12 protein-coding genes are annotated in these 12,838 nt (G+C 61.8%); 1 reads left to right on the forward strand and 11 read right to left on the reverse strand.

Annotation, left to right across the window (positions count from 1 at the left end; all coding sequences use genetic code 11):
- Positions 1-24: 24 nt before the first annotated feature.
- The 6 genes from PG881_RS03665 to rnr form a co-directional block, all read right to left on the reverse strand.
- The gene (locus tag PG881_RS03665) at positions 25-861 is read right to left on the reverse strand and encodes a DMT family transporter (RefSeq protein ID WP_270798066.1); all 837 of its coding nucleotides are present in this window, start codon (positions 859-861) and stop codon (positions 25-27) included.
- 120 nt (positions 862-981) lie between these two features.
- Positions 982-1,842, reverse strand: a complete 861-nt coding sequence (locus PG881_RS03670) for a DMT family transporter (RefSeq protein WP_029301975.1) — start codon at positions 1,840-1,842, stop codon at positions 982-984.
- A gap of 218 nt (positions 1,843-2,060) precedes the next feature.
- Positions 2,061-2,510 (reverse strand): GNAT family N-acetyltransferase, encoded by a 450-nt coding sequence (locus PG881_RS03675; RefSeq protein ID WP_011704664.1) that lies wholly within the window; start codon positions 2,508-2,510, stop codon positions 2,061-2,063.
- 57 nt (positions 2,511-2,567) lie between these two features.
- Positions 2,568-3,134: a Crp/Fnr family transcriptional regulator gene (locus PG881_RS03680; protein ID WP_168968049.1), complete on the reverse strand. Its 567-nt coding sequence runs from the start codon at positions 3,132-3,134 to the stop codon at positions 2,568-2,570.
- A gap of 10 nt (positions 3,135-3,144) precedes the next feature.
- The gene (rlmB, locus tag PG881_RS03685) at positions 3,145-3,894 is read right to left on the reverse strand and encodes a 23S rRNA (guanosine(2251)-2'-O)-methyltransferase RlmB (protein WP_270798067.1); all 750 of its coding nucleotides are present in this window, start codon (positions 3,892-3,894) and stop codon (positions 3,145-3,147) included.
- Positions 3,891-6,284 carry a ribonuclease R gene (rnr, locus tag PG881_RS03690; RefSeq protein WP_270798068.1) on the reverse strand — a complete coding sequence of 798 codons (2,394 nt, stop codon included), beginning with the start codon at positions 6,282-6,284 and terminating at the stop codon, positions 3,891-3,893. Before rnr ends, rlmB begins: the two co-directional genes overlap by 4 nt.
- Before the next feature lie 134 nt (positions 6,285-6,418).
- Here rnr and PG881_RS03695 point away from each other — a divergent pair, with 134 nt between their 5' ends.
- Entirely contained in the window at positions 6,419-7,441 is a 1,023-nt protein-coding gene (locus PG881_RS03695; protein WP_024944559.1) for a GGDEF domain-containing protein, read from the forward strand.
- Between the two features lie 63 nt (positions 7,442-7,504).
- Here the strand turns inward: PG881_RS03695 and luxS are convergent, their stop codons facing one another.
- The 5 genes from luxS to PG881_RS03720 all read right to left on the reverse strand — a co-directional run bounded on the left by luxS (position 7,505) and on the right by PG881_RS03720 (position 12,831).
- Positions 7,505-8,014: an S-ribosylhomocysteine lyase gene (gene luxS, locus PG881_RS03700; protein WP_011704660.1), complete on the reverse strand. Its 510-nt coding sequence runs from the start codon at positions 8,012-8,014 to the stop codon at positions 7,505-7,507.
- An 18-nt stretch (positions 8,015-8,032) separates the two neighbouring features.
- Positions 8,033-8,626, reverse strand: coding sequence for a transglycosylase SLT domain-containing protein (locus PG881_RS03705; protein ID WP_274382240.1), 594 nt, complete (start codon positions 8,624-8,626; stop codon positions 8,033-8,035).
- A 61-nt stretch (positions 8,627-8,687) separates the two neighbouring features.
- Complete coding sequence (glnB, locus tag PG881_RS03710) at positions 8,688-9,026, reverse strand: nitrogen regulatory protein P-II (RefSeq protein ID WP_005308848.1); 339 nt, start codon at positions 9,024-9,026, stop codon at positions 8,688-8,690.
- Positions 9,027-9,035: 9 nt separating this feature from the next.
- Entirely contained in the window at positions 9,036-10,658 is a 1,623-nt protein-coding gene (locus PG881_RS03715; RefSeq protein ID WP_270798069.1) for an NAD+ synthase, read from the reverse strand.
- Positions 10,659-10,731: 73 nt separating this feature from the next.
- On the reverse strand, positions 10,732-12,831 hold the full coding sequence (locus PG881_RS03720) for a type IV pilus modification PilV family protein (RefSeq protein ID WP_270798070.1): 2,100 nt from the start codon (positions 12,829-12,831) through the stop codon (positions 10,732-10,734).
- Between the last annotated feature and the right edge of the window lie 7 nt (positions 12,832-12,838).

Below are 12,838 nucleotides of genomic sequence, written 5' to 3' on the forward strand. Positions count from 1 at the left end.
CCGGATGCGTTAATCCGCCTCCCCCTAGCCGAGGCGGATCAGCAGGATACCCCCCAGGATCACCAGGGCGGCCAGCAACCGGACCCGCCCCAGCGTCTCCCCCAACCAACCCCAGGAGAGCAGCACCGCAAACAGCACGCTGCTCTCGCGCAGGGCCGCCACCAAGCCGATGGGCGTCTTGGTCATGGCCCAGATGACGATCCCGTAGGCCAACAGCGACAGGGCGCCACCGATGGCGCCGCTGCGCCACGCCGCAGGCCCCAGCTCGCGCCAGGCGGTGCGACTCTGCCAGCGCATCAGCAGCGGCATCATCAGCGCGGTGAGGGCGAACAGCCAGAGGGTGTAACGTATCGGCTCACCGGCCGAGCGGGCTCCCGCCCCATCGGACAGGGTGTAGGAGGCGGTAAACAGTGCCGTGATGAGCACCGCCTGCAGCGCTGCCGGCGCCAGCCGCAGACCGCCGCGCCACGCCATCAGCAGCACGCCGCTCACCAGCACCAGGGCCCCCGTCACCGCCACCATCCCCGGCACTTCACCCAGCAGCAGGGCACCGAACAGCAGGGTCACCAGAGGGGCACTGCCCCGGGCCAGCGGATAGATCTGGCCGAACTCACCCACCCGGTAGGCTCGACCGAGAAAAAGACAGTAGCCGCAGTGCAGCAGAATGGAGAGCGCCAACCAGGGATATTCGGCCGCCACCGGCCACCCCACCAAGGGCAGCAAGGGGGCGGCAAACAGGCCGGAGCAGAGAGAGACCAGCAAGACGCTGACTCGCCCCTCGGCCTGGCGTTTGGCCAGCGCATTCCAGAGCGCGTGCAGCAGGGCGGCCAGCAGGATGGCAGCAAAGATGGTAGGGGTCACGACAGGGTTCCGATAGCAACAGGCCGCCCAGCATAGCCGGTTTGCCCGGCGATGACAGAGAGCAGCCTCATAAGATGCCTGCTTTTCTCACCCATCGGCCTGCAGCCGATGGGTATGTCATCAGCGCAGCCGGCGCTGCCAGTGAATGGCCAGCAGGATAAAACTCACCCCGACCCAGAGGTTCCACGCCGGGATCTCGCCAAACAGCCAGACCCCCAGCAGCACCACGAACATCAGGCCCGAGTACTCGGTCGCCGCGATGCGGTTGGCCTCTACCTGGCGATAGGCGTAGAAGCAGCTGGCGTGATAGAGCAACTGCATGACGCCGCTGCCGCCGATCAGCACCAGCAGTCGCCAGTCCACCGGCTGCCATTGATGTACCGCCAGCCCGGCGGTCAACGGCAGGGCCAGCAGATTGGCCCAGAATAGGGTCGCCACCACCGAGATCCCGGCTGGCAACTTGCGCCCCGTGATGTTGAACAGCGCCAGGGTGAAGGCGGTCACCAGGGCGCCCAGCCCGGCCAGATGGAAATCCCCCGGCCGCAACACGAACACCACGCCGAGCAGCCCCATACCTCCCAGCAACCAGACGCGGGAGTTGATTTTCTCCTTGAGCAACCAGGCCGCCAGCGGCAGCGTCAGCAACGGGGAGACGTAGAAGATGGCGTTGGCCGTGGCCAGCGGCAGCTGGGTCAGTGCCAGCATCATGCCGCCCCCGCCGAGCAGGCAGAGGTGGCCGCGCAGCAGGTGCCACTTCCAGGCACCCAGCCCCCAGGCCGAGCGCGGCACCCGCAACATGAAGGGCAGTAGCACCAACAGGGTCAGCAGCTGGCGCAGGAACATGTATTGGAAGGGGCTGAAGCCGGGGCCGATCAGCTTGACCAGCACATCGGAGAAGGCCTGGGCCAGATTGCCCAGCACCAGGGTGATGATGGCGAAGGTTTGCAGGTCCAGTGCGAACCGCTTGCGCAACAACTCCATCAGCGACAGCCGCTCGAGTGGCGAACGCTAATAAAATGGCTCAACGGCTCAATCGCTGAATCTTGTTCTGAATTAATGGGGTAAAAGACCATTTTTAAAACCTATCCATCAACTGTTGCCGATTAATCACTCAGAGGGTACCCACTAACATGGCGCCGAGCACCCGTTTTCTTTACTACCTCAAGACATAATAATTTCATTGTTATGCTTAAAAGGTATTAAGAGGAGCTCATGCCGATGTGGGGAATGTCATCTTCCAGATAGGGTTCACCCACGGCGGTGAAGCCATGACGACCGTAGAAACCTTGCAGGTGTGCCTGGGCCCCCAGATAGATGCTGACCCCGGGCCACAGCCGGGCACACTCCTGCAACGCCTGCTGCATCAGCCGATGACCCAGACCATCGCCTCTCGCCTCGGGGGCGGTCACCACCCGACCGATCACTACCTGCTGCGCCTTGGCCACACCGGGCGCCATCAGCCTGGCGTAGGCCACCAGAGCCCCATCCTGCCAGCCGAGCAGGTGCAGCACGTCAGGGCGCTTGTCGACGCCGTCCAGATCGAGAAAGACACAAGTCTGCTCCACCACGAAGACCCGGGATCTCAGGGTGAGCAGTTCATAGAGTTCGTTGACGTCGAGTTGTTCAAAAGACTTGAGAGACCAGTTCATGGGGGTTCCTTGCTCATGATGAGAAGGGCAGCATAGCCAGCCGCACGCGAGCCGGCATTAACCTTTGTTAAGATCCTTCAGCCGTTTGCGAATGCGGCTCAGGCTGATGGGGGTGATGCCGAGGTAGGCGGCGATCTGGTGATCGGGCACCCTGGCCTCCAGCGCGGGAAAACTGCGCAGAAAGTGCTGATAGCGGGCCTGCGGGCTTTCGGTCAGCAGCAGCAGCTCCTTCTCCTCCTTGATGCGCAGTTGCACCGCCAGCAGATGCTGATACCAGGCGGGCCAGCAGGAGAGCGTGTGCAGGTCGGCCAGATTGAACAGCAAGAGCCGACAGGGCTCCAGCGCCTCCACGCTGTAGCGGGCCGGCTCGCCACTGAGCAGGTGGTGGAAGTCGAGAAACTCGTCCCCCTCCCAGTAGAACTCCTTGATGTACTCGCGGCCATCCGCCAGCACCACCTTGGCCCGCAGCAGCCCCTGCTCCACCATGACCAGCAGATCGGGTCGATCGCCAGCATGCCAGAGGCAGGCACGGGGGCTCAGGGTCAGCGGCCGGGCAAAAGAGAGGAGGCGCGCGGCCTCCTGCTCATCCGTGACCCGATCCCGGCAAAACGGGGGTCTGTCCATTCAGCTCGCCTCAGACACGACGCTGACGCACGGCTTCAAACAGGCAGACGCCGGTCGCTACCGAGACGTTGAGGCTGGATACAGCCCCTGCCATCGGGATGCTCACCAGCTCGTCGCAGTGCTCGCGGGTGAGGCGGCGCATACCCTTGCCCTCGGCACCCATCACCAGCGCCATCGGGCCAGTGAGTTTGGCCTGGAACACGTCGTGATCCGCCTCGCCGGCAGTACCGACGATCCAGACACCACGCTCCTGCAGCTCGCGCAGGCTGCGGGCCAGGTTGGTGACCTGAATGAGCGGCACCACTTCGGCGGCGCCACAGGCAACCTTGCGCACGATCGGAGTCAGGCCGGTGGCCTTGTCGCGCGGCACGATCACCGCATGCACTCCGGCCGCATCGGCGCTGCGCAGGCAGGCGCCGAGGTTGTGCGGATCGGTCACCCCGTCCAGCACCAGCAGGAAGGGCTGAGTCTGTTGCTCGGTCAACTTGTCCAGCAGGCTGGCCAGGTCGTGCTCGGCCAGCTTGGGCGCCTCTTTCACCCGGGCCATGATGCCCTGGTGATTGTTGCCCTCCGCCTTGTCGTCGAGCGTCTTGCGGTTCACGCTCTGCACCTTGAGGCCGAGCGCATCCAGCTCGGCCAGCAGGGGTTGCAGCCGGTCGTCATCGCGCCCCTTGAGGGCCCACACTTCGATGAAACGCTCCGGGGTGCGCTCCAGCAGCGCGGATACAGCGTGAATGCCGTAGATCAGTTCAGTACTCATTTAGTGCTCTTGGCCTTGTCGCGAGCTTTTTTGCTCGGTCGTCTGTTGCTGGGTTTGGCACGGCCGCCCTTGTCGGATTTGCCGTGATCCTTGCCCTCTTTACGTTTTTCGTGACGCTGTGCGCTCTTGGCCTTCTCTTTCTTGATCTCGGCCTGCTTGCGCGCCATCTCTTTGGCGTTCTTGCCGGTAATCTTGAGAGGCTCTTCCACCATCACGAAGTCGATCTTGCGATCGTCCAGATTCACGCCCATCACCTTGACCCGCACCTTGTCACCCAGACGGTAGCGGCGGCGGAAGTTCTCGCCGATCAGCTGCTGGTGCAGCGGGTCAAACTGGTAGTAGTCGTTGGTGAGGGTGCTGACGTGCACCAGACCGTCGATGTGGATCTCAGCCAGACGCACGAAGAAGCCAAAGCCGGTGACGCTGGCGATGACGCCGTCAAACTCGTCACCTACGTGATCCAGCATGTACTCGCACTTGAGCCAGTCTGCCACGTCACGGGTGGCGTCATCGGCACGGCGCTCGGTCATGGAGCAGTGCTCGCCCATCGGGTCCACTTCTTCCAGCTGGTAGTGGTAGCCACCGCTCGGGGTCCACTTGTGGCGCAGGTTGGCCTGCTGCTCCTTGGCGGTCTGATACTTGATCGCACGATGCAGGATGAGGTCGGGGTAGCGACGGATCGGCGAGGTGAAGTGCGCGTAGGACTTCAGCGCCAGACCGAAGTGACCGATGTTGTCGGCCTGATAGATGGCCTGACGCATGGAGCGCAGCAGCATGGTGGAGAGCAGCTCCGCATCCGGGCGGCCTTCGAACTTGGCGGCCAGGTCGGCGAAATCCTTCGGCTCTGGCTCCAGGCCCCCCTTGAGCTCCAGACCCAGCTCGGCGAGGAAGTCACGGAAGCCGGTCAGACGCTCTTCGCCCGGGCGGTCGTGCACCCGGAACAGGGCGGCGGCCTCGTTCTTCTCGATGTAGCGGGCCGCGGCCACGTTCGCCTGGATCATGCACTCTTCGATGATCTTGTGGGCGTCGTTGCGCACCAGCGGCACGATGCGGTCGATCTTGCGCTGGGCGTTGAAGATGAAGCGGGTCTCTTCGCTCTCGAACTCCACCGCACCGCGCTGATGGCGGGCATGCTTGAGCGCCTTGTAGAGGTTGTTGAGCTCTTCGATGTGACCCACCAGCGGCTCGTACTGCTGGCGCAGCTTGGGATCCCCTTCCAGGATCGCAGCCACCTTGGTGTAGGTCATGCGGGCATGGGAGTTCATCACCGCTTCGTAGAACTTGTAGCCGGACATGCGGCCGGCGGCGGAGATGGTCATCTCGCACACCATGCAGAGGCGGTCAACCTGCGGGTTGAGCGAGCAGAGGCCGTTGGAGAGTACCTCCGGCAGCATAGGCACCACGAATTCGGGGAAGTAGACCGAGTTGCCGCGCTGGTAGGCTTCGGTGTCGAGGGCGGTGCCCGGCTTCACGTAGGCTGAGACGTCGGCAATGGCAACCCACAGGCGCCAGCCGCCGCCGCGCTTGGCTTCACAGAAGACGGCGTCATCGAAGTCACGGGCATCTTCCCCGTCGATGGTGACCAGCGGCAGGGCGCGCAGGTCGATGCGGCCCTCTTTGGCCTTCTCCGGCACCTGCTCGCCCAGACCGGCAACCTCTTTGGTCACCTCTTCCGGCCAGGTGTGCGGAATGCCGTGGGTACGCAGGGCGATCTCGATCTCCATGCCGGGCGCCATGTTTTCACCCAGCACTTCCAGCACGGTACCGACCGCATTGAAGCGGGCGGTGGCGCGCTGATTGATGCGCACGACCACGACCTGGCTCTGGCGAGCCCCCTTGTTCTCCCCTTCCGGGATGATGATGTCCTGGCCGATGCGGCTGTCATCCGGCACCACGAAGCCGACGCCGTTCTCGACGAAGTAGCGGCCGACGATGTCCGCTTCACGGGATTTGAGCAGACGTACCAGACGCGCCTCCTGGCGCCCCTTGCGGTCGATCTCGGTAGGCTGCACCAGGGCGTAGTCGCCGTGCATCAGGCGCTGCATCTCGCGGTTGTTCAGGAACAGATCCGGGCCACCACCCTCGGGGCGCAGAAAACCGAAGCCATCTTTGTGGCCGAGCACGTAGCCTTTCACCAGATTCAGACGATCCGGCAGGGCGTAACACTGGTTGCGAGTGAATACCAGCTGACCATCACGCTCCATGGCGCGCAGACGACGGCGCAGGGCTTCCAGCGGCTCTTCTTCGGTCAGCTTGAGGACCTTTGCCAGCTCTTCACGGGACATGGGCTTTTCATGGCCCTTGATGAGGTCGAGGATCATCTCGCGACTGGCGATGGGGTTCTCGTATTTTTCGGCCTCGCGTTCGAGGAAAGGATCTTTTTGAGACATAAGCAGGCCTTAGGGTAGGTGGTAACGGTGCCATTATATCGGAGGGGGGGGCGAATGGCATCCATCGACTGCCTTTTGGCCAATCTCTCTGTCATACTATGCACAGTTTGCAGGCATGATGAGACATGGAACTCATGAGCAAGGACTCGTTCGCCCAATCCGCCGCCTATCTCAAGCAGGCGGTTCCCCTGATGATCAAGTATCAAATCCCCACCACGCCGGATAATTACACCCTTTGGTATAACTACGTGGCGGCCAGCATGCCCGAGCTCAATCAGGCCATCGATCAGGCCATCAAGCTGCAGGGAACCTGCTCTCTCACCACCTGTGAACGCCTCTATCACCAGCACCTCGCCGCGCAAGATGAGCAGCAGATGGAAACCATGAAGCTCAACCTGGCCGCCATGGCCAATGAGCTTGGTCACACCATGCAGGATGCCCTCTCCGACACCGGCATGTTTCAGGACATGCTCGACAAGAGCTTCGACCGGCTGAGCCTCATCGACGACGAGGGGCTGAGCCTGGAAGACACCATGGGGATCCTGCGGGATCTGGTGCGCGAGTCGCGGGACGTGCGCATGTCCACCATGCACTTTCGCAACCAGCTCAGCAGCGCCGAGAAGGAGATCAAGGAGCTGCGCGAGGCGCTCAACGAGACTCGCAAACTGGCCAACGAGGATGCGCTCACCAGCCTGCTCAACCGGCGTGCCTTCGATCTGGAGATAGAGAGCCTGATCCGCAGCAAGCAGCCCTTCTCCCTGATCCTGTCGGACATTGACCGCTTCAAGAGTTTCAACGATGAATATGGCCACCTGTTGGGAGACCAGGTGCTGCGAGCCTTCAGCAAGCGGCTGCGGGAAACCTGCAAGGAGGGCGTCACCGCCTACCGCCTCGGCGGCGAAGAGTTTGCCCTGCTGGTCCCCATGCGCAGTCTGGCGCTGAGCCGCCAGATGGCGGAGAGCCTGCGCCGGGCCATCGAAAAGATGTCGATCCTGGATCGCAAGTCAGGCCGGCGTATCGACCACATCACCGCCTCGTTCGGGGTGGGTGAATACAGCGGCCAGGAGACCGGCGACAGCCTGGTCGAACGCACCGACAAGCTGCTCTATAAGGCCAAGGAGCTGGGTCGCAACCGGGTGATGCCGCTGCCATCCTGATTCTGCCAGCACACAAAAAGGCCGGTCAATGACCGGCCTTTTTCATGTTTACTACCCCAGGAATCAGAGGCTTTTCAGCTTCTCTTCCGGCAGGGCCAGCTCGTCATTGCGGTTGACGCCGATGCCGCGCTCCAGCACGTGGCGGGCGATGGCATGGGCCTCTTCCAGTGAGTGCATGCTGTAGGTACCACACTGGTATTCGTTCAGCTCGGGGATCTTGCCCTGCTCCTGCACGGTCAGCACATCGCTCATGGCGGCCTGCCAGGCGGCGCCAACCCGGGCTTCGTCCGGCGCACCGATCAAGCTCATGTAGAAGCCGGTCCGGCAGCCCATGGGGGAGATGTCGATGATCTCCACCCCGTTGCCGTTCAGGTGATCACGCATGAAGCCGGCAAACAGGTGCTCGAGGGTGTGGATGCCGCGCTCGGAGAGGATCTCCTGGTTCGGCACGCAGAAACGCAGATCGAACACTGTGATGGTGTCCTTGTTCGGGGTCTGCATGGTCTTGGCCACACGCACCGCCGGCGCAGCCATACGGGTGTGGTCAACGGTAAAACTGTCCAATAACGGCATTTCTGACTCCTGATTTGGTTACCAGAACCAGCCCCCGCTGGAGAGCTGATCCTTGCATTGTCGATACTGGGCGCCGTAGCGCTGGGCGCGGGCTTCCACCTTGCGGGATGTCTTCATCAGCCACCCCTTGCTGCGGTAGCTGCCACGCCGATAGCCACCCCACCCTTCGTGATAGTTGAGATACTGGCCATACGCATCCCACTTGGAGGTGCCGTTCAGCCGCTGGGCCTTGTGAGTGTACCAGCCCATGAAGTCGATGGCGTCGGCAAAGTCGTCGCGATCGCTCCAGCCATTGCCGGTTTCCCGCTGGTAGTCGGCCCAGGTTTCATCCTTGACCTGGGCATAGCCGTAGGCGGAGCTGGCCCGCCCGGTCGGGATGAAGAGGAAATATTGCATCGGCGGCTGGGCGTCGTGCACGAAGGAGGACTCCTGATACATCATGGCCATCACCACCTGGATCGGGGTTCCCCACTTCTCGTTCATCTTCAGTGCCGCCTTGTGCCAGTCCGGTTTCTCGCGAAAGATCTGGCACAGGTTTTCCGGCTGGGCCGGCGGCCGGGTACTGCAGGCGGTCAGACCGGCCAGCAGGCCGGCCACCGCAACGAGGCGCATCCAGGACATCAGCGGGATCGAGTCTCCATTCGTTGGCTCATCACGAGGCTCTGCCATCTCATCAGATGGCGTCTTCGTTCTCTTCGCCGGTACGGATACGAATGACGCGCTCCACCTCACAGACGAAGATCTTGCCGTCACCAATCTTGCCGGTGCGGGCGGTGTTCTGGATCGCTTCCAGGCAGGCATCGAGATCCTCGTCCTGCACCACCAGCTCCACCTTCACCTTGGGCAGGAAGTCGACCATGTACTCGGCGCCGCGATAGAGCTCGGTGTGGCCCTTCTGACGGCCGAAGCCCTTGACCTCGGACACTGTCATGCCGTTGATGCCGATCTCGGCCAGGGCCTCGCGCACATCGTCCAGCTTGAACGGTTTGATGATGGCTTCAATCTTCTTCATGGTGACTCCTTACCAGTTCTGTTTGCCAAACCCGGACGTGATGGGGTAACGGCGATCCTTACCAAAGTTGCGGGCCGTGATGCGGGGCCCGACCGCCGCCTGACGGCGCTTGTATTCGTTGAGATCCACCAGCCGGATCACCTTGCGCACCACCGCCTCTTCAAAGCCCTCAGCCACCATGTCGGCCACGGAGGCATCTTCTTCCACGTAGCGCTTGAGGATGGCATCCAGGATGTCGTAGGGGGGCAGGCTGTCCTGATCCACCTGGTCCGGCGCCAATTCTGCCGAAGGCGGGCGATCGATAACCCGCTGCGGGATCACATAATCGACGGAATTGCGGTATTCGCACAATTTGAAGACCAGCGTCTTGGGGACATCTTTCAGCACGTCGAAGCCGCCGGCCATGTCGCCGTACAGAGTGGCATAGCCGACCGCCATCTCACTCTTGTTGCCGGTGGTCAGCACGATGCGACGACGCTTGTTGGAGAGCGCCATCAACAGCACGCCACGGCAGCGGGCCTGCAGGTTCTCTTCGGTAGTGTCGCGGGCGGTCCCTTCAAACAATGGTGCCAGCTGGGCCATAAACCCTTCGAACATGGGCTCGATGGAGATGATATTGAACTCCACCCCCATCCGCTCGGCCTGCTCCTTGGCATCTTCCACACTCATCTGGGCGGTGTAGCGGAACGGCATCATCACCGCCTGCACCTTGTCAGCACCGATGGCATCAGCCGCGATGGCCAGGGTCAGTGCCGAGTCGATGCCGCCGGAGAGGCCCAGCACGGCGCCGTGGAAGCCGTTCTTGGTGACATAGTCGCGCACCGCCAGCACCAGCGCCTGATAGGTCTCGGCCAAAGGATCGAGCGGGGCAGCCGGTTCCCGCTCTTTCACCGGCTGGCCATCGGCAAAGCGCACCAGCGCCAGCTCTTCGGCAAAGGGGGCCAGCTTGTGGGTCAGCTCACCCTGGCTGTTGAACACCTTGGAGCAACCGTCGAAGATCAGCTCGTCCTGACCACATACCTGATTGAGGTAGACCAGCGGCAGACCGGTCTGATCGCAGCGCTCCATCATCAGCTCGCGGCGGATCCAGGGTTTCTCCTGATCATAGGGCGAGGCATTGATGGTGAGCAGCAGCTCGGCCCCCGCGGCCTTGGCGGCCAGCGCCGGACCCGGCTGCCAGAGGTCTTCACAGATGAGCAACCCCAGCTGATGACCACGGAAGAGGACCACGCAGGTCTCGGTTGCCGCAGTGAAGTAGCGCTTCTCGTCGAATACCCCGTAGTTGGGCAGATCCTGCTTGAAGTAGCGTGCGACCAGCTTGCCTTGCTCGTAGAGGGAGGCGGCGTTGTAGAGTGCCTCCTCGTCGCGCCAGGGGTGACCCACCAGAATGGCGCAAGCCCCCTGCCATGCCGCGATGCGGGCCAGGGCGGCCTCCACCCGGATCATCAGATCGGCGCGCAGCAGCAGATCTTCCGGCGGATAGCCGGTCAGAGCCAGTTCGGAGCAGACCAGCAGATCGGCGCCTTGCCGATCGGCCTCGGCGGCTGCCGCCAGCACCTTGTCACAGTTATCTTCGATGGCGCCTACCGTCAGATTCAACTGGGCAAGCATCAGAGAGAGGGCTTTTGCCATGGCGATGCATCTTGAATTCGAAAATGATGGGGAATGATAAAGAAAAGGCGCTGGCTGTGCCAGCGCCCAAGGCTCAAGGGGTGCAAGTCAGGCTGGTCGCGTTGGTCACTCCGTTGTCCACCAGCAGTGAACAGGGGCCGCTCAACACCTGATTGTTGGACTGTTGCGTCATCTGCACGCTGAAGGAGGGTGGCTGCAACATATAGGTGGTGCTGCCCTGGTTGGAGTAAGAAAGATTGATGGCCAAGGTCGAGTTCTCCGGAGCTTCACATAGATAAGATGCCGGTTGATTGTTGGCCTGTGGCTTGTCGATGCGGCAGGTAGCGCCAGAATTTGGGGTACTGATATTCAGGTTGTTGAAAGCATTTTTACTACATGCCTCAGGCGGTGGATTATTGTTCCCTTTCCCGCGTTCAAGACATTGAATACGGCCGCTAACCTTCATTGTTGGCACCGTCTGCTGCCCCACATCGATTTTGACCAGCATGTCCGCCGTCTGCGCCAGCGACTGGTCCCGTGGCGAAATGAGCGAAGCCGTGATGCCGGAATTCCCCTGATAGGCAGTGACACGCACGGTGACGCTCTGCAGCACCTGGTTGCTGTCCTTGGTCGATTTCTTCGCCGTCATGTAGCCGCGGCTGTAACTGCCGAAATAGTAGTTGTTGAGATCCACCACCGTCTTGACCGTCTCGTTAGTGACGGCGGCATAGTCGGTGGCATTGCCCGTCAGCAAGTTCTGCGGGGCCATGGCCCACTCTGCCAGCATGGTCAGGTTGATATCCTGAAACGGCACCTTGGTCAGATAGTCCACCGCGCTGGTATCAATCCCCACCAGATAGACAGGGTCTAGCACATCCACATAGATGCCGCGGGCGATGAGCTGCGCCGTACCCGTATTGACGGTGATCCCGGTCGTGGTATCGCCCCCGGCTTCCGCGTTGGTAGCCAGCCAAGCTGAAAAATCGGTGATGGTCGGCAAGGTGGCGGAGGCCCCCTGGGTCCAGTTCAGGGTCGACTTCTGCCAGTCGATGTAGGTCTTGACCACATACTTGATGTATTTCTGATAACTGGCCTGGTTCGCTGGTTTGGCCAGGAAATCGGCCGTGGTCACCACTACCTTGACCAGGTTCCAGTCAGGCAGCGGGCGATAATAGCCATCCAACCGGACGAAACGGCAGGCATCCACGTACTTGCCGCTGTTCGCCGTGCTGAGGCTGCTGCTGTAGCGTACCCGGCTGGTGTTGAGCGGAGCATAGAAGTTGGTGAAGCTGGAGCCACTGCCATCGAAGTGATCCTTGCAGCAGCTGGTACAGAGCGCAGGCTGGCCATTGACGCTGCTGTCGAGCGTCCCCGTGGTCTTGGTCTGCAGCGAGCCTGATTTCCAATAGAGCTGGTTGCTGGCTGAACTGTAGGCCTGACCCGGCAGATAGGCGCTCAGGCTGGAGCCATAACTGCAGGAGCAGGAGACAGATGCCATGTCCTGCAGCACCTGCTGGGTGTTGCCGCCCGCAGCGGGTTTATAAGTCACCGTCTCGAACTGGACCAGCTTGCCCACCAGACCATCTCTGGATGTGACGGTCGGCAGTGGCTTGCTGGTCTCCTGTTTGTTGCCATCCCCCAGTTCCACCGAGATGACGTCAGGTGCCACCCCGGGTGTGTAGTTGACCTTGGGGCCCTGCCTCGCCGTATTCAAACCGCCATCCAGCTGATCGGAGCTCAAGGATTCGATGGGTGAAACATTGCCGGCCAGTTGCAGCGCCTGAGCCTGCCCTTCGCTGTCCGTCCACCCGACGTTGACCGCGATCGCCTTGCGGCCCGGGTAACTCAGGCGATAGCCCGCCGGTGCCACGTTCTGCCAGGTTGAGCCATTCAGATACTGATTGGTCACCGTCCATCCCACCGAGTAGGCCTCACCCGACAGAGTCACGGCCGCACTGGCCGAGGCTATCTGGTTGTAGGCCGTCAGCGGCGCGGTTGCACTCACCACGCCATTGAAATTGCGAAACTCATCCAGCTTGGACTCAGCCAGTCGCATCGCCGTCTCATAACGCCGGCCATCCTGCGAAACCGTCAGCGCCGACTTGGACATGGCGACCAGGCCGACAATGCCGACTCCCAGCACCACCAGCGTGATCAGGATCTCCAGCAGGCCAAATCCTTTTTGCCCTTTCATCTCCATA

The sequence above is a fragment of the Aeromonas sp. QDB54 genome (assembly GCF_027707385.1).
In the GTDB taxonomy this organism is placed as follows: domain Bacteria; phylum Pseudomonadota; class Gammaproteobacteria; order Enterobacterales; family Aeromonadaceae; genus Aeromonas; species Aeromonas hydrophila.